Source organism: Streptomyces sp. MH60, from assembly GCF_002939385.1.
Lineage (GTDB): Bacteria > Actinomycetota > Actinomycetes > Streptomycetales > Streptomycetaceae > Streptomyces.
Map to the genome: position 1 here is coordinate 1 of NZ_MULI01000115.1, position 17,108 is coordinate 17,108.

The following is a 17,108-nucleotide window of genomic DNA, read 5'->3' on the forward strand; positions in this document are numbered from 1 at the left end:
CCGGCGCAGGCGGCGAGCACCCGGTCGAGGAGCGCGCGTGCGCCCACCCGCAGACCGGGCTTGTCCGCACCCCCGAGCCGCCGGGCGGCCCCGCCGGCGAGCACGACGGCGTCGTACCCGGCGCGGCCGGAAGCCGGCGCGGGGTCGGTGCCGGCGCCTGGGTCGCCGGGGGGCTCGTACGCGGTCACCCCCCGAGTATGGGGCCCTGGGCGATCACAGGGAACGCAGGGGAGCCCGCGCGATCGCGGAGGGTGCCGCCCCGCCGTCACCCCGCGGGCGTCACCGCCCCGGTCACAGGGTGCGCAGCAGCACCGCCGGCTGTTCCACGCAGTCCGCCACGTACCGCAGGAAGCCGCCCGCCGTGCCGCCGTCGCACACCCGGTGGTCGAAGGTGAGCGAGAGCTGGACGACCTGACGCACCGCCAGTTCGCCCTCGTGCACCCAGGGTTTGGGGACGATGCGGCCGACGCCGAGCATGGCCGCCTCGGGGTGGTTGATGATCGGCGTGGAGCCGTCGACGCCGAAGACGCCGTAGTTGTTCAGCGTGAAGGTGCCGCCGGTCAGTTCGGCCGGTGTCAGCCGGCCCGCGCGGGCCGCCTCGGTCAGCCGGGCGAACTCCGCGGTGAGCGACTCGGCGTCCCGCGCGTGCGCGTCCCGGACGACCGGCACGACCAGCCCCCGCTCCGTCTGGGCGGCGAAGCCGAGGTGGACCTGTTCGAGCCGGACGATCTCCCGGGCCTCCGTGTCGACCGTCGAGTTCAGCTCCGGGAACCGGGCCAGGGCCGCCGTGCAGATCCGGGCCAGCAGGGCGACCAGGGAGATCTTGGGCCCGCCGGACGCGTTCATCACGGTGCGCGCCCGCATCAGCTCGGTCGCGTCGGCGTCCACCCAGCAGGTCGCGTCCGGGATCTCGCGCCGGCTGCGGGAGAGCTTGTCGGCGACGGCGCCGCGCACGCCCTTGAGGGGGACCCGGGTGCCGTCGGCACGCGAGGCGGCGGGCGCGGGGGAGGACACGGCGGACGCGGCATCCGACGCCCGGTCCGTCCCGGCCTCCTGGGCCGCCGCACGTCCGCCCTGGGCGGCGGCGGCACGCAGCGCGTACTCCACGTCCGCCCGCAGGATCAGCCCCTCCGGTCCCGAACCGGTCAGCTCGCGCAGGTCCAGGTCGTGCTGCCGGGCCAGCCTGCGCACCAGCGGGGAGATCACCGGGACCGGACCGTCCACCGGCTCGGCGCCGCGGACCCGGCCGTTCGCCCGGCCGGACGCGCCGGTGGCGGTCGGCCGGTCGGCACGCACCCTGCGCCGCCGCGCGGGCGCCTCGGAGGTGCCGTAGCCGACCAGGACGTTGCCGGAGCCCTCCGCCTTCCGCTCCGCGGCGGGTGCCTCGGCGGCACCGGTAGCGGTGCCCGTGCCGGCTCCGCGCACCGGGGCGTCGGGCGCCGCGTCGCCCTCGCCCACCGCCACGGTCACCAGCGGCGCCCCGACGGGCAGCTCCGTGCCCTCCTCGCCGAAGCGGGCGGTGACCACACCCCCGTAGGGGCAGGGCACCTCGACCATCGCCTTGGCCGTCTCGACCTCGACGACCGGCTGGTCCACGGCGACCACGTCGCCGACCTCGACCAGCCAGCGCACGATCTCCGCCTCGGTGAGCCCCTCACCGAGGTCGGGCAGCTTGAACTCCAGGCTGCGCCCGTCAGAAGCGTGTGCCATCAGCTTTCGGCCTCCCACTGCAGGCGCCCCACGGCGTCCAGGATCCGGTCCACACCAGGCAGGTGGTGACGCTCCAGCATCGGCGGAGGATACGGGATGTCGAACCCGGCCACCCGCAGCACCGGCGCCTCCAGGTGGTGGAAGCAGCGCTCCGTGACCCGGGCCGCGATCTCCCCGCCCGGACCCCCGAAGGAGCCCGACTCGTGGACGACGACCGCGCGTCCCGTCCGCCGCACCGAAGCGCACACCGTCTCGTCGTCGAACGGCACCAGGGAGCGCAGATCGACGACTTCGAGGTCCCAGCCCTCGGCCCGGGCCGCCTCGGCCGCCTCCATGCAGACGGCCAGCGACGGCCCGTACGTGATGAGCGTGGCACTCCGGCCGGAGCGCCGCACCACCGCGCGGCCCACCGGTTCAACGGACGTCGGCTCCTCCGGGTTCCACGTGTCCTTCGACCAGTACAGCCGCTTCGGTTCGAGGAAGACCACCGGGTCGTCGGAGGCGATGGAGGCGCGCAGCAGCCCGTAGGCGTCGGCGACCGTCGCGGGCGTGACGACATGGAGCCCCGGAGTCGCCATGTAGTACGCCTCGGACGAGTCGCTGTGGTGCTCGACGCCGCCGATGCCGCCGCCGTAGGGGACGCGGATGGTCAGCGGCAGGGGCATGGCCCCGCGCGTGCGGTTGCGCATCTTGGTGACATGGCTGACGACCTGCTCGAACGCCGGATAGGCGAAGGCGTCGAACTGCATCTCGACGACCGGGCGCAGCCCGTACATCGCCATGCCGACGGCGGTGCCGAGGATGCCGGCCTCGGCGAGCGGGGTGTCCGTGCAGCGGTCCTCGCCGAACTCCGCGGCGAGCCCGTCGGTGATCCGGAAGACCCCGCCGAGGGTGCCCACGTCCTCGCCGAGGACGTGCACTGCCGGGTCGGCGGCCATGGCGTCGCGCAGCGCGCGCGTGAGGGCCTGCGCCATGGTGGCCGGCCTGGCGGCGACGGTGGTCATCGGTGTCCCCCCTGCGGTGCGGACGCGGCGTCCGTCTCGGCCTCCGCCGCCAGCTCCGCGCGCAGTTGGTCCCGCTGCTCGCGCAGTTGCGGTGTGGGCTCGGCGTAGACGTGGGCGAACAGGTCCAGCGGGTTCAGCTCCGGGTCCCGGTTCATGCGGGCGCGCAGGTCGGCGGCCATGGTCTCGGCGTCCTCGCGGGCGGCGCGGATGCCGTCCTCGTCGAGCAGTCCGCGCTCGGTCAGCTCCCGCTCCAGCAGCTCGACCGGGTCGTGCCGGCGCCAGGTCTCCACCTCGGCGTCGCCCCGGTAGCGCGTGGCGTCGTCGGCGTTGGTGTGCGCCTCGACGCGGTACGTCACCGCCTCCACCAGGGTGGGGCCGCCGCCCGCGCGGGCGTGCCGCACGGCCTCGGACAGGACCTCGTGCACCGCGGCGGCGTCGTTGCCGTCGACCAGGCGGCCGGGCATCCCGTAGCCGACGGCCTTGTGGGCCAGCGACGGGGCGGCGGTCTGCTTGTCGAGCGGGACGGAGATCGCGAAGCCGTTGTTCTGCACGAGGAAGACGACCGGGGCCCGCCAGACGGCGGCGAAGTTCAGCGCCTCGTGGAAGTCGCCCTCGCTGGTGCCGCCGTCGCCGACCATGGCAAGCGCGACCACGTCGTCGCCCTTGAGTCGGGCGGCGTGGGCAAGGCCCACGGCGTGCGGCAGCTGGGTGGCCAGCGGCGTGGACAGCGGGGCGACCCGGTGCTCGTGGGGGTCGTAGCCGGTGTGCCAGTCGCCGCGCAGCAGGGTGAGGGCCTCGACGGGGTCGACGCCGCGCGAGACGACCGCGAGGGTGTCGCGGTAGCTGGGGAAGAGCCAGTCCCGCTCCTCAAGGGCCAGCGCGGCGGCGACCTCGCACGCCTCCTGACCGGTGCTGGAGGGGTAGACGGCCAGCCGGCCCTGCTTGGTCAGCGCCGTGGCCTGCGCGTTGTAGCGCCGGCCGCGCACCAGCCGGGCGTACAGCGTGCGCAGCAGCTCGGTGTCGGCGCGGTCCGCGGCCTTGGTGCCGAGGACTCGGTAGGGCTCCGTGTCGGGCAGCAGCGGCGCGGGGTCGGTTCGGGGCTGCCAGGCGGGCGGCGGTGTGGGCCGGTACGCGCCCCGCTGCTCCATGACCGTCATGACGGCACCTCCTCGTGGGAGACGGCTCCGGGCTCGCCACGGGTGTGACGGGCCTCACCTACCGATTGTTCGGTCGTCGGCACATTTTGGCTACATGCGGCCCCAGGCTGTGGACAAACGGTTCTCCACAGCCTGAGATGGACGCAGTACGTCCATGAGGGGAAGGCGGGGGCACGTGGCATCTGAACAAATGGCCGATCGCCCCGGGGAGGGCGGCGGCCCGGACGAGTCCGGCGGCGCCCCGCCCCCGCGCCCGCTGGACGCCATCGACCAGGACATCCTGCGCATGCTCCAGGCGGACGGCCGGGCCTCCATACGGTCGGTCGCGGAGCGGGTGCACGTCTCGCGTGCGAACGCCTACGCCCGCATCAACCGGCTCGTCGAGGACGGCGTCATCCGCGGTTTCGGCGCCCGCGTCGACCACGAACGCGCCGGGCACGGCACCTCGGCCTACATCACCCTGAAGATCGTCCAGAACTCCTGGCGGACGGTCCGCGCCCAGCTGCGGCAGCTGCCCGGCGCCTCGCACATCGCCCTGGTGGGCGGCGACTTCGACGTCCTGCTCCTGGTGCACACCCCGGACAACCGGGCCCTGCGCGAGCTGGTGCTCAGCCGCCTCCAGGCCATCCCGGAGGTGCTCAGCACCCGCACCCTGCTGGTCTTCGAGACCGAGGACCTCGAACCGCAGAGCTGACCGTCGGCGCCTGGCCCGGTGCCGCCCGGCTCGGCTCAGGACGGCTCAGGACGGCTCCGTACGGCTCAGGACGCCTTGCGCAGCCCCCCGAACACCAGCCGCGCCACCGCCTCGACCACCTCGCGCTCACCGGAGCCGTTCGCGTCGCCCCGGCCGTCGGGACCCGCGGGCCGGTACCACTCGACGATCGAGTTGATCATGCCGAAGACGAGGCGGGTCGCGAGCCGCACCTCCACGTCCGCGCGCACGTCCCCCTCGGCCGCCGCGTCCTTCAGCAGGGCGGCGACCCGGTGGTCGAACTCGCGCCGCCGCTCCAGCGCCCACCGCTCGGTGCCCGTGTTGCCGCGCACCCGCAGCAGCAGCGTCACGTAGGGCAGCTCGGCCATGAGCACCTCGACCATGCGCCGCACGACGTACTCGAGGCGCTCGGAGGCACTCCCCACGCGCGCGTGCTCCTCGTCGAGGATCCCGAAGAGCTCGTCCAGGGCCCGGCTCACGGCCCGGCGCAGCAGCTCCTCCTTGCCCGTGACGTGGTGGTATATCGACGACTTGGAGATCCCCGCCGCCTTGGACAGGTGCTCCATGGAGGTGCCGTCGTAGCCGCGCTCGATGAAGACCTGCACGGCGACGGAGAGCAGCGTCTCGGGCGTGTACGTGTCGCGCTTGGCGGTGGTCATGAGGGGGTGCCCTCCCGGTCCTCGGCGGCCTCGGCGTGGCGGTGGAGTGCCAGGGACGGCGCGCAGCGCCCGGACGGTTCCCACTCGTGCACGTTGGCCAGCAGGTAGTAGGCCCAGGTGTCACCGAGCCGACGGCTCCATTCGAAGGGGCCGAGTGGGTAGTTCACACCCAGGCGCATCGCCGTGTCGACGTCCTCGGGGGCGGCCACACCCTTGGCCACGGCATCGAACGCCAGGTCGATGATCCGGGCGACGGTCCGGGCCACGATCATCCCGGGGACGTCGCCGACGACGCTGACCTTCTTGCCGAGCGCCTGGAACAGGCCGGTGGCCTCGGACAGGAGGCTCGGGCGGACGCCGGCGGTCGCGGACAGGGCGATCCGGGCGGCCGCGCGGTAGTCGAGCGCGAGGTCGAAGTGGACCAGGTCCTCCGACACGGGCAGCTCACCGTCGGTGAGGCGCAGCGTGCCGCCGCCGGGCAGGACGAGCCTCCCCGCGCCGTACCCGTCCTCCGGACGCACCTCGATGCCCGCCTCGCGGATCAGCCCGACCAGCTCGGCCGCCGGGCCCAGGTCCCCCTCGACGACGACGTACGCGGGCGCCTCGGCCGGTCCGGCGGTGTGCGGCTCGGGGCGCTCGGCGCCGTCGCGGTAGTCGTACCAGCCCTGTCCGCTCTTGCGGCCGAGCCGGCCGGACTCGACCAGACGGCGCTGGGCCAGCGACGGAGTGAAGCGCACGTCCTGGAAGAACCCCTGCCACACGGAGTGCGTGACGGACTCGTTGACGTCCTGCCCGATCAGGTCGGTCAGCTCGAAGGCGCCCATCCTGAAGCCGCCCGACCCGCGCAGCACGGCGTCGATGGTGGCCGGGTCCGCGCCCCGGTCCTCGTGCACGGCGAGGGCCTCGGCGTAGAAGGGCCGGGCGATGCGGTTGACGAGGAAGCCGGGGGTGTCGGCGCAGGCGACCGGGGTCTTGCCCCAGGCACGGGCCGTCTCGTACGCGCGCGTGGCCGACGCGGGGTCGGTGGCGAACCCGGCGACCACCTCCACCAGGGGCAGCAGCGGCGCGGGGTTGAAGAAGTGCAGGCCGACGAAGCGACCGGGCACGCGCAGCGCGCCCCCGACGGCGGTGACGGACAGGGAGGAGGTGTTGGTGGCGAGCAGGCAGTCCTCGCCGACGACGTCCTCCAACGCCCGGAACAGCTCCTGCTTGACGTCCAGCCGCTCCACGACCGCCTCGACGACGAGCGCGCAGCCGGCGAGCCCGTCGAGGGTCTCGGCGGGCGTGAGCCGGGCTCGGGCGGCGTCCCGTTCGGCGCCGGTGAGGCGGTCCTTCTCGACGAGCCGGTCGAGCCGGGCGCCGATCGCGTCGGCCGCTTCCCGGGCCCGGCCCGGGGCGGCGTCGTACAGCCGCACGGGATGGCCCGCGACCAGCGCCACCTGGGCGATGCCCTGGCCCATGGTGCCGGTGCCGACGACGGCCACGGGGCTGCTGAGGTCGAGTGCTGTCATGTGCGCGATCCTCCCGCACGGGGTTTTCCACAGATGCGGCGGTCCCCCTTGTCCCGACCGATCGTTCGGTTACTCTAGCCGTGTCCGCCTGTTTCTGCCCAGGTTTCCCCCAGGTCCACGGACTCGACGACGAGTCGACGGCGAGTTCGTGGGAGACGAGGAGTTGGTCCCGCATGGCCGCCGAACTCACCGCACACCAGCTGATCGCCCAGCACCGGCCGACCCTGGACCTGGCGCTGGAGACGATCCGCACGCGCGCGTACTGGTCCCCCCACCCCGAGCACCCCAAGGCCTACGGGGAGAACGGCAGCCTGGACGCGGCCGCGGGCAAGGCCGCCTTCGACGCCCTGTCCGGCACCCGCCTCGACCTCGGCCAGCCCGGCACCGACGGCTGGGTGGGCGGCGAGATCTCCCCGTACGGGATCGAGCTGGGCGTGGAGTATCCGCACGCGGACCTGGACGTGCTGCTGCCCGCCATGCGGGCCGGCCAGAAGGCGTGGCGGGACGCGGGCGCGGAGCTGCGCGCGATGGTCTGCCTGGAGATCCTGAGGCGGATCGCCGACCGGACCATGGAGTTCGCCCAGGCGGTCATGCACACCTCGGGGCAGGCGTTCATGATGGCCTTCCAGGCGGGCGGCCCGCACGCCCAGGACCGCGGCATGGAAGCCGTGGCCTACGCGTACGTGGAGCAGTCCCGCACACCCGACACGGCGGAGTGGACCAAGCCGCAGGGCAAGCGCGACCCACTCGCCCTCACCAAGCGGTTCACCCCGGTCCCGCGCGGCATCGGCCTGGTCATCGGCTGCAACACCTTCCCCACGTGGAACGGCTACCCCGGCCTGTTCGCCTCCCTCGCCACCGGAAACGCGGTCCTGGTCAAGCCCCACCCCCGCGCGGTGCTGCCGCTCGCGCTCACCGTCCAGGTCGCCCGCGACGTCCTCACCGAGGCCGGCTTCGACCCGAACCTGGTCGCGCTGGCCGCCGAGCGTCCCGGCGAGGGCATCGCCAAGACCCTCGCGACCCGCCCCGAGATCCGGATCATCGACTACACCGGCTCCACCGCCTTCGGCGACTGGCTGGAGGCCAACGCCCGCCAGGCCCAGGTGTACACGGAGAAGGCCGGCGTCAACGCGGTGCTCGTGGAGTCGACCGACGACTACCAGGGCATGCTCGCCAACCTGGCCTTCTCGCTCTCCCTCTACAGCGGCCAGATGTGCACCACCCCGCAGAACCTGCTGATCCCCCGCGACGGCATCCGCACCGACCAGGGCGCCAAGACCTACGACGAGGTCACCGCCGACCTGGCCCGCGCCGTCGACGGCCTCCTCGGCGACGACGCCCGGGCGAACGCCCTGCTCGGCGCGATCGTCAACCCGGACGTCAAGGCCCGCCTGGAGGCCGCCGCCGGTCTCGGCGAGGTGGCCCTGGCCTCCCGCGAGGTGACCAACCCGGAGTTCCCGGACGCGGTGGTGCGCACCCCGGTGATCGTCAAGCTGGACGGCGCCAAGCCCGAGGACGAGGCGGCCTACACCAGCGAGTGCTTCGGCCCGGTCTCCTTCGCCGTCGCCGTCGACTCCGCCGACCACGCCCTGGAGCTGCTGCGCCGCAGCGTCCGCGAGAAGGGCGCGATGACCGTGGGCGCGTACACGACCGACCCGGAGGTCGAGGAGGCCGTGCAGGAGGTCTGCCTGGAGGAGGCGGCCCAGCTCTCCCTGAACCTCACCGGCGGGGTGTACGTCAACCAGACGGCCGCCTTCTCCGACTTCCACGGCTCCGGCGGCAACCCGGCGGCCAACGCGGCCCTGTGCGACGGCGCGTTCGTCGCGAACCGCTTCCGGGTGGTGGAGGTCCGCCGCCCGGCCTGAGCCAGGCGCTCTAGGGCAGGACCCGCGGTGCGCCCCCGCCGGCGCTCCAGTGGTACAGCGTCATGGCCACACTGGTCGCGAGGTTGTAGCTGGAGACCTGGGGGCGCATCGGCAGCGCCACCAGATGGTCGGCCCGCGCGCGCAGCTCGCGCGAGAGCCCGCTGCGCTCCGAGCCGAACGCGAGCAGCGCCTCGTCCGGCAGCTTCAGCCCCCGGATGTCCTCGCCCTCCGGGTCCAGCGCGAACACCGGCCCCGGCGGCAGCCCGGCGACCTCCAGCCGCTCCACGACGGTCGCGAAGTGCAGCCCCGCCCCACCGCGCACCACCGTGGGGTGCCAGGGGTCGAGCGTGCCGGTGGTGACCACGCCGGTCGCGCCGAAACCGGCGGCCAGCCGGATCACCGCACCCGCGTTGCCGAGGTTGCGCGGCTGGTCGAGGACCACGACGGGGGCGCGGCGCGGCATGTGCGCCAGCGTCTCCAGCCCGGCCGCCCGGGAGGGCCGTACCGCCAGGGCGGCCACCGCGGTGGGGTGCGGCCGCGCGACGAGCGACGCGTACACCTCGTGCGACACCTCCGTCAGCAGCCCCGCCAGCGCCTCGCGCACGTCCGGCGCCAGCTCGTCGGCGAGGGCCAGGGCGCCCGCGCGGTCGCTGGTGACCGCCACCGGCACCTCGGCACCGAAGCGCAGCGCGTGCTTGAGGGCGTGGAAGCCGTCCAGGAGCACGCACCGGCCGGCGTGCGGGTACCAGGCGGCCGGCGGGCCGGAGGCGGGGCCCGGTCCGGGGGAGGTCATGCCCGGAAGCCTACGTGTGTGTGCTCCGGGTCCTTCCCGTCCGCCGCGCCCGCTCCGGCCGTCGTCCCGGCCCCACCGGCCCTGGGCCCGGGCACCGTCGCCGTACCGCCCTCCCCGGGCCCGTCCGGGGACGGCGCGGGAGCCCCCGCGGGCCCCCGGCCGGACAGCCGGCCCCGCGCGCGGGCCACCCAGCCGCCCAGCCGGCGCAGGAACGAGGTCGGCAGGAAGACCGCGTCGGCGGCGATCATCGCCAGCGAGAAGAACGGCAGCCCGAGCGTCACGGCGATCACCGCGTGCTCGGTCATCATCGCGGCGAGCAGCACGTTCTTGACCCGCCGGTTGAACAGCGTGAACGGGAAGGCGACCTGCACGGCGACCGTGCCGTAGGTGATGAGCATGACCATGGTGCCGTTGGCGGCCAGCGCGTCGGAGAGCGCGGGCCACGGCGAGAAGTAGTCCAGGTGCAGCGGGTAGTAGACGGCCGTGCCGTCCTGCCAGCGCGAACCCTGGATCTTGTACCAGCCGGCCGTCGCGTAGATCAGACACGCCTCGGCCATGATCACGACCAGCGCGCCGTTGTGCACGATGTTGGTGACCACGTCCAGCAGGATCCGCGGCTGGCTGCCCTCCGCGCCCCGCCGCACGATCCACCACAGTCCCAGCGCGACCCACACCGCCCACAGCAGCGCCGGCACGAACCAGTCGCCGCCGAGCCCGCCCGCCAGCGTCACCGTGAGCAGCAGGAACCCGGAGACGCACCACAGCACGGGACCGACCCGGTCCGTCACCCGCTCGCCCCGCGCGCGTGCCGCGGCCGCGCGCCGGGCGCGGCGCGCGTCCAGCGACCACACCTGGGCGCACCGGGTGAGGACCAGGTAGATGCTCATCAGGTGGATGACGTTGTCGCCGCCGTCCCCCATGAAGACGCTGCGGTTCTGCAGCGAGAGCACCCCGACCATGAACAGCACGGACATGGTCCGGGTGCGCCAGCCCAGCAGGAGCAGCACGCTGCTCAGGACGGCCAGCGCGTAGACGATCTCGAACCAGGTCCGCCCGTCCGACCACATCAGCGCCGTGAAGGCGCCGTTGTCCGCGATCAGCTGCTCGGCGAGGTCGTGGCTCCAGGGCCCGTCCGGCCCGTACAGCTCGCCCCGGTGGGGCAGTTCGCGCAGCAGGAAGAGCAGCCAGGTGGCACTGAAGCCGATGCGGATCACGGCGGCCTGGTACGGGCCGAGCGCGGCGCCCGTGACGCGGGCGATGCCGCGGGAGACCGAGAGGGCGGCGGCGTTCACGCGGCGCTCCCTTCCCGCTCGGCCGGTCCGGCCCCGGCGCCCCGGTTCTCCGCGGCCACGGACCACCAGGGCAGTTCGCGGACGGTCGGCCGGTCGGAGACCTTCTCACCGCTCCACGGGGGCGGCTCCACGTTCGTGGTCCGGGAACGGTACTGCACGCGCTCGACGACACCGCCGGGTCCGGCGGCGCCCTCGCGGTCCAGGCGCAGCAGCGCGATGCGCCGCAGATACGTCTCGGCGAGGGTGCCCCGCAGGCCCACCGGGCGGTTGTCGGAGTCGTGGCTGGCGACGAAGAAGTCCCAGGCCCGGCGCAGTTCGTTCTGCTGGGTGTGGCTCGGCAGCGGATTGCCGTCGATGGCCCGGCCGTCCTCGGCGGACAGGTCGTACCAGCCGGTCGTCCGTATCTCGCCGCCCGCCGTGCTGACCTCCGCGCGGACCTGGACGGAGACGTTCTGCTGGAGGGGGTTGGGCGCGAAGAGCTTCCAGTTCTGCTCGAACTCCGGGAAGACCCACTCGTCCACCACGGAACCGTGCTGCTTGGTGAGGGTGTTGGACGGGGCCACGTGCAGGAACACCAGACCTATGTGGGCGCAGACGGCGACCGCGACCACCGCGAGGGCGACCACGGCACCGACCTGGTAGCGCGGGGAGAGCGCGGCGACCCCGGTACGGGGGGCGGGGGGCTGCGGAGGGTCCTGCGCGGGAGGTACGGCACCGGCCTCCTCGGAGACGGGGACAGCGGCGTCCTCCGGGGCATCGGCCTCGTCCGGGGCGGTGGTCACGGCGCCCTCGGCCGTCCCGGCCGCTGCGGAAGCCCCCGCGGCCCCCTCGGCAGCGGCGGCGCGCCCGGCGGGCTCGCCGGCCCCGGCGGACTCGGTGGCCTCGCCGGCCCCGGCCGGACCGCCGGTTTCCGGCGCGTCCGCTTCGCCGTCCGGCCCGGCCGGCCCGTCCTGCCCGTGCCGGGCGCCCGAGCCCTTGTCGTACGCGTCCATTCCGCCCCGTTCGGTCCCGATCCATCCATCCGCCCGCCCCGCCACGGGGCGCTCACGCGCACCCGTGCGGCTGCTCGGCGACGTTCGAACGGGAACGGTACTCAGGACCGGCCGCCCGCACAGCCCCCGGCGGACCGGCCGCACCGTGGCCGTCGCCACATCCGGCGGGGACGGCCTAGAGCACGTGCCCCGGCTGCCCCTTGTCGTCCACCACGGGACGCCCGGCCGCGGCCCACTCCTGCATGCCCCCGTCGACGTTCACCGCGTCGACACCCTGCTGGACCAGGTACATGGTGACCTGCGCCGAACGGCCCCCGACACGGCAGAGCACGTGCACCCGGCCGTCCTGCGGCGCGGCCTCGGCCAGCTCACCGTACCGGGCCACGAACTCGCTGAGGGGAATGTGCAGCGCCCCGGCGGCATGACCCGCCTGCCACTCGTCGTCCTCCCGGACGTCCAGCAGGAAGTCGCCGTCCTTGAGGTCCTCGACCCCGACCGTGGGCACACCAGCTCCGAAACTCATGCCCCAGACGCTACCCGAGCCGCCCCCCGGCGGCTCATTCCCGCCCGAGCACCCCGGCCAGCTCCGCCTCCCGCTCGTGCACCTGGGTCGCCAGCTGCTCGGCGATCTCGTCGAGCAGCCGGTCGGGGTCGTCCGGGGCGAGCCTGAGCATGGCGCCGATCGCGCTCTCCTCCAGCTCCTTGGCGAGCAGGGTGAGCAGCTCCTTGCGCCGGTCGAGCCATTCGAGGCGGGCGTACAGCTCCTCGCCGCGGCTCGGGCGCCGCTCGGGCACCGGCCCGGCGGCCCACTCCTCGGCCAGCTCGCGCAGCTCCGCCTCGTCGCCGCGCGCGTAGGCGGCGTTGACGCGGGTGATGAACTCCTCGCGCCGGATCCGCTCGGCCTCCTCCTGCGCCAGGTCGGGGTGGGCCTTGCGGGCCAGCTCGCGGTAGAGCCTGCGGGCCTCCTCGCCGGGCCTGACCCGCTGCGGGGGGCGTACCGCCTGGTCCGTGAGCATCGCCGTGGCCTCCGGGAACAGCCCGTCCCCGTCCATCCAGCCGTGCAGCAGCTCCTCGACCCCGGGAATCGGCATCAGGCGGGCCCGCGCCTCGTCGGCCCGGCGCAGGTCGTCCGCGTCGCCCGTACGGGCCGCCCTGGCCTCCAGGATCTGCGCCTCCAGCTCCTCAAGCCGGGCGTACACCGGGCCGAGCCGCTGCTCGTGCAGCCGCGAGAAGTTCTCGACCTCCACGCGGAAGGTCTCCAGCGCGATCTCGTACTCGATGAGTGCCTGCTCGGCGGCCCGTACGGCCTGTTCCAGCCGTTCCTCGGGACGCGGCGCACCCCCCTGCTCGGGCTCAGCTTCCGGCGTCGTCACCCGACCAGCCTAGGGCCTGTCCGGCGGACGGTGCCCCCGACGCGGGCCGGGGCCCGGTCCGCCCGCCCCCTCACACCCCCAGTTCCGCCGCGACCCGCCCCGTGCGCACCGCGGCCACCAGTTCCGCGTGGTCCGCCTCGGTGCGGTCGGCGTAGGCGACGGCGAAGGCGGCGACCGCCTCGTCCAGCTCGCCGTTCTTGCCGCAGTAACCCGCGATCAGCCGCGGGTCGGCGCTGTGCGCGTGGGCCCGGGCCAGCAGGGCGCCGGTCATCCGGCCGTAGTCGTCCAGCTGGTCGGCGGCCAGGGCCGCGGGGTCGACGCTGCCCTTGCGGTTGCGGAACTGCCGTACCTGGAAGGGCCGTCCGTCGACCGAGGTCCAGCCGAGCAGGTTGTCGCTGACCACCTGCATGCGCTTCTGCCCCATGACGACCCGGCGGCCCTCGTGCGCGGTCTCGGGAGCCTCGAACCCAGCGGCGGCCAGGTGGGGCAGCAGCGCGGAGGGCCGGGCCTCCTTGACCTGGAGCACGAGCGGTTCGCCCCGGTGGTCCAGGAGCAGCACGACGTACGACCGCGTGCCCACGCTGCCGGTGCCGACGACCCGGAAGGCCACGTCGTGCACCGCGTACCGGGCCAGCAGCGGCAGCCGGTCCTCGGAGAGGGTGGCCAGGTACCCCTCCAGGGCGCCCGCGACCGCCGCCGCCTCGGCGTCCGTCACCCGGCGCAGCACCGGCTCCGCGTCCACGAAGCGCCGCCCGCCGTCCTCGGTGGACTCGGTGGACTTCGCCGCGAAGCGCCCGCTGGTGTTGGCCCGCGCCTTCTCGGACACCCGCTCCAGCGTGCCGAGCAGGTCGTGGGCGTCGGTGTGGGAGACCAGTTCCTCGTCCGCGATGGCGTTCCAGGCGTCCAGCGCGGGGAGCTTCGCCAGCAGCCGCATGGTGCGCCGGTAGGCGCCCGCCGCGCCGTGGGCGGCCTCGCGGCAGGTGTCCTCGTCGGCACCGGCCTCCCGGCCCGCCAGGACGAGGGAGGCGGCGAGCCGCTTGAGGTCCCACTCCCAGGGGCCGTGGACCGTCTCGTCGAAGTCGTTCAGGTCGATGACCAGGCCGCCGCGGGCGTCGCCGTAGAGACCGAAGTTGGCGGCGTGCGCGTCCCCGCAGATCTGGGCGCCGATCCCGGTCACCGGCGTGCGCGCCAGGTCGTACGCCATCAGGCCCGCCGACCCGCGCAGGAACGCGAACGGCGTGGCCGCCATCCGCCCGGCGCGGATCGGGGTGAGCCCCGGTATCCGGCCGCGGTGGGACTCCTCGACCGCGCGCACCGCGTCCGGCCGGGCGGCGTCCAGGCCGAGCGCGGCGTGCGCGGAGCGCGGGACGCGCGTGCGCAACGCCTTGCCCTCCGCCTTCGGCGAGCCGGCTGCGGGCCACCGCGCGAACCCGGGGACGTCCGGCAGCCGTCCGCCCGGCGCCGCCCCTCCCGTCCCGGATCCCGTCCCCCGCGTCCCCTCCGCGTCCGCACGCGCCGTGGGCACCACCCCGGCCGCCCCTCCGGTCGCCGTCTCCGTGCCCGCCCCCGCCGTCGACCCGGTCATCCCGGCCGCCCTCCCCGTGCTCGTCGTACCCGTCCGTACCCGTGCGCCGTACCGCGTCGTACCGTGCCTCGCCATACCGGCGCGGCGGACCCGTCGGCACCGCGCCGCGCCGGCGCGCCACGACCGTACCCCCGGCCGCACCGCCCGTACACGGGCCCCTGTCCGCGGGCTCATAACGCCGGGCAGGGGGCGAAACAGGAGGTGCCCCCGCCCCGCCCGGCGCGCCTACGGTGGCCAGTGATCACCACGGAGCGCGCCCGCCGAAGCATTCACAGCAGCCTGCCCCGCGCCGGCGGGCGCGCTCCCTGTCCCCGACGTCCCGGATGCCGCACGTCCCGCACACCTTCCCCAGGGACCACCCACCGAGGAGACCGAGGAACCGCCATGACCTCCGACACCCCCACCGCCCCCGAAGAGCCCACACCGGGTCCCCGGCCCGGCCCGGGTCCCGGCGCCGACCGCGGGATCAGCCGCAAGACGCTGCTCAGGGCGGCCGTCGCCGCCGGCGCCACCGTCCCGCTGCTCGCGACCGGCGGTATCGCGCTGGCCCGGGACGCCGCCCGCTCCTCCACCGGCCGGGCCCTGACGCCGACCCCGTACTGCGACGACGGCGACGACCCGACGCCCGACCAGATGGAGGGCCCGTACTTCAAGCCGAACTCCCCGCTGCGCACCGATCTGGTCACCCCCGGCACCCGGGGCACCCCGCTGACCGTCAGCGGCTACGTCTTCGGCCGGAACTGCGCCCCGCTGTCCGGCGTGCTCCTCGACTTCTGGCAGGCCGACGACAACGGCGACTACGACATGGCCGGGTACACCTTCCGCGGCCACCAGTTCAGCGACGCCACCGGCGCCTTCGCGCTGCGGACGATCGTCCCCGGCCTCTATCCCGGCCGCACCCGGCACATCCACGTCAAGGCGCAGGCCCCCGGCGAGCCCGTGCTCACCACCCAGCTCTACTTCCCCGGCGAGCCCCGCAACAGCACGGACATGATCTTCGACCCGGCCCTCCTGATGAACGTCCGCGGCGCCGGCGGCGGCAAGGAGGGCACCTTCGACTTCGTGCTGAACGTGGACGGCGACACCGGCCCCACGGATCCGCCCACCGACCCGCCCACCGACCCGCCGGACGGCACCTGGGCGAGCGGCCACGCCTACACCGCCGGCGACCGGGTGACGTACGGCGGCCGCTCCTACCGCTGCCTCCAGGCGCACACCTCGATGACGGGCTGGGAGCCGCCGAACGTGCCGGCCCTGTGGCGACCGGAGTCCTGAGACCTTCCTCACAGCGCAGGCATCGCGGGCCACCGCGCCCGGACACGCGGAAGCCCCCCAGGTCCGAGACCTGGGGGGCTTCCGGCTGGTGCGCGAGGGGGGAGTTGAACCCCCACGCCCTTGCGGGCACTGGAACCTGAATCCAGCGCGTCTGCCTATTCCGCCACCCGCGCATTGGGTGTGTCTTCCGGGCTTTTCCTTGCGGTCCGGCGCCTTCCGACACGAGAACATTAGCACGCTGGAAGGGGTCGATTCACATCCCTTTCCCCCCGCGGACCGGGGCGCACGCCCTCTTCGGGCACGCGTCCCGGTCCTTGGCCGTTCACGTATCAACCTCGTACCGGTCCGGCCCGTCTCCCCAGGAGCCGGTGGGGGACCGCGGTCAGGTGCGGGACACTGGTCTGCGGCCGCCTCTACGATCCTGGGCATGAGTACCTGCGGGAGCACATCCCGAAGGTCCGCGGGAGTTCGAAGGGGAGCTCCGGCGGGAACTCCGAGAGGCGTCGACACCCGTCGACCGGGCCGACAGGGGGAACCAGCCGATCGACCGGCGCGTGGATACGATCAGTAAGCAGTACCAGGTGGGCAGTACGGGACCGCACCGCACCGCGCGAGGCGGCACGACGCGACACAGCACGGCGCAGGGCAGCAGTACGCAAGGCAGTGGCCAGGACGGCAGCGACGGAGGAGGTGCCCCATGGGAGTCCTGAAGAAGTTCGAGCAGCGTCTCGAAGGTCTGGTCAACGGCACCTTCGCGAAGGTGTTCAAGTCCGAGGTGCAGCCCGTGGAGATCGCGGGAGCGCTCCAGCGTGAATGCGACAACAACGCGACCATCTGGAACCGCGACCGCACCGTCGTGCCCAACGACTTCATCGTGGAACTGAGCACGCCCGACTTCGAGCGGCTCAGCCCCTACTCCGGGCAGCTCGGCGACGAGCTGGCCGGCATGGTCCGCGACTACGCCAAGCAGCAGCGCTACACCTTCATGGGGCCGATCAAGGTCCACCTGGAGAAGGCGGACGACCTCGACACCGGCCTGTACCGGGTGCGCAGCCGTACGCTCGCCTCCTCCACCAGCCACCAGGGCGGTCCGGGCCCCGCGGCACCCCCGGCCCCGCCCGCGCGGCCCAGCGCCCCGACCGGCGGGTACGGCTACCCGCCGGCCGCCGCCCCCGCGAGC

At 74.2% G+C, this 17,108-nt stretch carries 15 protein-coding genes, 1 tRNA gene and 1 pseudogene; 4 read left to right on the forward strand and 13 right to left on the reverse strand.

Annotation, left to right across the window (positions count from 1 at the left end):
* The 4 genes from BZZ08_RS39120 to pdhA all read right to left on the reverse strand — a co-directional run.
* A partial coding sequence (locus BZZ08_RS39120; RefSeq protein ID WP_198601894.1) for an NTP transferase domain-containing protein occupies positions 1-188 on the reverse strand: 188 nt, incomplete at its 3' end.
* A gap of 103 nt (positions 189-291) precedes the next feature.
* Positions 292-1,710, reverse strand: coding sequence for a dihydrolipoamide acetyltransferase family protein (locus BZZ08_RS36180; RefSeq protein ID WP_104636407.1), 1,419 nt, complete (start codon positions 1,708-1,710; stop codon positions 292-294).
* The gene (locus BZZ08_RS36185) at positions 1,710-2,714 is read right to left on the reverse strand and encodes an alpha-ketoacid dehydrogenase subunit beta (protein WP_104636408.1); all 1,005 of its coding nucleotides are present in this window, start codon (positions 2,712-2,714) and stop codon (positions 1,710-1,712) included. The genes BZZ08_RS36180 and BZZ08_RS36185 overlap by 1 nt, the downstream gene beginning before the upstream one ends.
* The gene (gene pdhA / locus BZZ08_RS36190) at positions 2,711-3,871 is read right to left on the reverse strand and encodes a pyruvate dehydrogenase (acetyl-transferring) E1 component subunit alpha (RefSeq protein ID WP_104636409.1); all 1,161 of its coding nucleotides are present in this window, start codon (positions 3,869-3,871) and stop codon (positions 2,711-2,713) included. The genes BZZ08_RS36185 and pdhA overlap by 4 nt, the downstream gene beginning before the upstream one ends.
* Before the next feature lie 190 nt (positions 3,872-4,061).
* Here pdhA and BZZ08_RS36195 point away from each other — a divergent pair, with 190 nt between their 5' ends.
* On the forward strand, positions 4,062-4,565 hold the full coding sequence (locus BZZ08_RS36195) for an Lrp/AsnC family transcriptional regulator (RefSeq protein WP_104636410.1): 504 nt from the start codon (positions 4,062-4,064) through the stop codon (positions 4,563-4,565).
* 65 nt (positions 4,566-4,630) lie between these two features.
* On the opposite strand, the gene BZZ08_RS36200 is transcribed toward BZZ08_RS36195, so the two are convergent.
* Both BZZ08_RS36200 and BZZ08_RS36205 read right to left on the reverse strand, forming a co-directional pair.
* Complete coding sequence (locus BZZ08_RS36200; protein ID WP_104636411.1) at positions 4,631-5,242, reverse strand: TetR/AcrR family transcriptional regulator; 612 nt, start codon at positions 5,240-5,242, stop codon at positions 4,631-4,633.
* Positions 5,239-6,753 (reverse strand): 3-hydroxyacyl-CoA dehydrogenase, encoded by a 1,515-nt coding sequence (locus BZZ08_RS36205; protein WP_104636412.1) that lies wholly within the window; start codon positions 6,751-6,753, stop codon positions 5,239-5,241. Before BZZ08_RS36205 ends, BZZ08_RS36200 begins: the two co-directional genes overlap by 4 nt.
* 173 nt (positions 6,754-6,926) lie before the next feature.
* Here BZZ08_RS36205 and paaN point away from each other — a divergent pair, with 173 nt between their 5' ends.
* Positions 6,927-8,618 (forward strand): phenylacetic acid degradation protein PaaN, encoded by a 1,692-nt coding sequence (gene paaN, locus BZZ08_RS36210; protein ID WP_104636413.1) that lies wholly within the window; start codon positions 6,927-6,929, stop codon positions 8,616-8,618.
* Between the two features lie 10 nt (positions 8,619-8,628).
* Here the strand turns inward: paaN and BZZ08_RS36215 are convergent, their stop codons facing one another.
* The 6 genes from BZZ08_RS36215 to BZZ08_RS36240 form a co-directional block, all read right to left on the reverse strand.
* Complete coding sequence (locus tag BZZ08_RS36215; protein WP_104636414.1) at positions 8,629-9,411, reverse strand: TrmH family RNA methyltransferase; 783 nt, start codon at positions 9,409-9,411, stop codon at positions 8,629-8,631.
* Positions 9,408-10,703, reverse strand: a complete 1,296-nt coding sequence (locus tag BZZ08_RS36220; RefSeq protein WP_104636415.1) for an HTTM domain-containing protein — start codon at positions 10,701-10,703, stop codon at positions 9,408-9,410. The genes BZZ08_RS36215 and BZZ08_RS36220 overlap by 4 nt, the downstream gene beginning before the upstream one ends.
* On the reverse strand, positions 10,700-11,695 hold the full coding sequence (locus tag BZZ08_RS36225; protein ID WP_198601895.1) for a DUF5819 family protein: 996 nt from the start codon (positions 11,693-11,695) through the stop codon (positions 10,700-10,702). The genes BZZ08_RS36220 and BZZ08_RS36225 overlap by 4 nt, the downstream gene beginning before the upstream one ends.
* A 175-nt stretch (positions 11,696-11,870) precedes the next feature.
* Positions 11,871-12,200 carry a rhodanese-like domain-containing protein gene (locus BZZ08_RS36230; RefSeq protein ID WP_104636417.1) on the reverse strand — a complete coding sequence of 110 codons (330 nt, stop codon included), beginning with the start codon at positions 12,198-12,200 and terminating at the stop codon, positions 11,871-11,873.
* 52 nt (positions 12,201-12,252) lie between these two features.
* On the reverse strand, positions 12,253-13,068 hold the full coding sequence (locus tag BZZ08_RS36235) for a hypothetical protein (RefSeq protein WP_104636418.1): 816 nt from the start codon (positions 13,066-13,068) through the stop codon (positions 12,253-12,255).
* A gap of 70 nt (positions 13,069-13,138) precedes the next feature.
* Positions 13,139-14,653: a DUF2252 domain-containing protein gene (locus BZZ08_RS36240; RefSeq protein ID WP_104636419.1), complete on the reverse strand. Its 1,515-nt coding sequence runs from the start codon at positions 14,651-14,653 to the stop codon at positions 13,139-13,141.
* A gap of 384 nt (positions 14,654-15,037) precedes the next feature.
* Between BZZ08_RS36240 and BZZ08_RS36245 the strand changes: the two genes are divergently transcribed.
* Entirely contained in the window at positions 15,038-15,928 is an 891-nt protein-coding gene (locus BZZ08_RS36245; protein WP_104636420.1) for a carbohydrate-binding protein, read from the forward strand.
* A gap of 86 nt (positions 15,929-16,014) precedes the next feature.
* Here BZZ08_RS36245 and BZZ08_RS36250 read toward each other — a convergent pair.
* Positions 16,015-16,101, reverse strand: a tRNA-Leu gene (locus BZZ08_RS36250).
* A 524-nt stretch (positions 16,102-16,625) separates the two neighbouring features.
* On the opposite strand from BZZ08_RS36250, the pseudogene fhaA reads away from it, so the two are divergent.
* Positions 16,626-17,108, forward strand: a pseudogene (gene fhaA, locus BZZ08_RS36255) (antibiotic biosynthesis regulator FhaA); the annotation flags it as partial.

Bases quoted from the DNA above. Each gene is read 5' to 3' on its own strand.
- BZZ08_RS36180 (WP_104636407.1), bottom strand. From the start codon at position 1,710: ATGGCACACGCTTCTGACGGGCGCAGCCTGGAGTTCAAGCTGCCCGAC.
- BZZ08_RS36185 (WP_104636408.1), bottom strand. From the start codon at position 2,714: ATGACCACCGTCGCCGCCAGGCCGGCCACCATGGCGCAGGCCCTCACG.
- pdhA (WP_104636409.1), bottom strand. From the start codon at position 3,871: ATGACGGTCATGGAGCAGCGGGGCGCGTACCGGCCCACACCGCCGCCC.
- BZZ08_RS36195 (WP_104636410.1), top strand. From the start codon at position 4,062: ATGGCCGATCGCCCCGGGGAGGGCGGCGGCCCGGACGAGTCCGGCGGC.
- BZZ08_RS36200 (WP_104636411.1), bottom strand. From the start codon at position 5,242: ATGACCACCGCCAAGCGCGACACGTACACGCCCGAGACGCTGCTCTCC.
- BZZ08_RS36205 (WP_104636412.1), bottom strand. From the start codon at position 6,753: ATGACAGCACTCGACCTCAGCAGCCCCGTGGCCGTCGTCGGCACCGGC.
- paaN (WP_104636413.1), top strand. From the start codon at position 6,927: ATGGCCGCCGAACTCACCGCACACCAGCTGATCGCCCAGCACCGGCCG.
- BZZ08_RS36215 (WP_104636414.1), bottom strand. From the start codon at position 9,411: ATGACCTCCCCCGGACCGGGCCCCGCCTCCGGCCCGCCGGCCGCCTGG.
- BZZ08_RS36225 (WP_198601895.1), bottom strand. From the start codon at position 11,695: ATGGACGCGTACGACAAGGGCTCGGGCGCCCGGCACGGGCAGGACGGG.
- BZZ08_RS36240 (WP_104636419.1), bottom strand. From the start codon at position 14,653: ATGACCGGGTCGACGGCGGGGGCGGGCACGGAGACGGCGACCGGAGGG.
- BZZ08_RS36245 (WP_104636420.1), top strand. From the start codon at position 15,038: ATGACCTCCGACACCCCCACCGCCCCCGAAGAGCCCACACCGGGTCCC.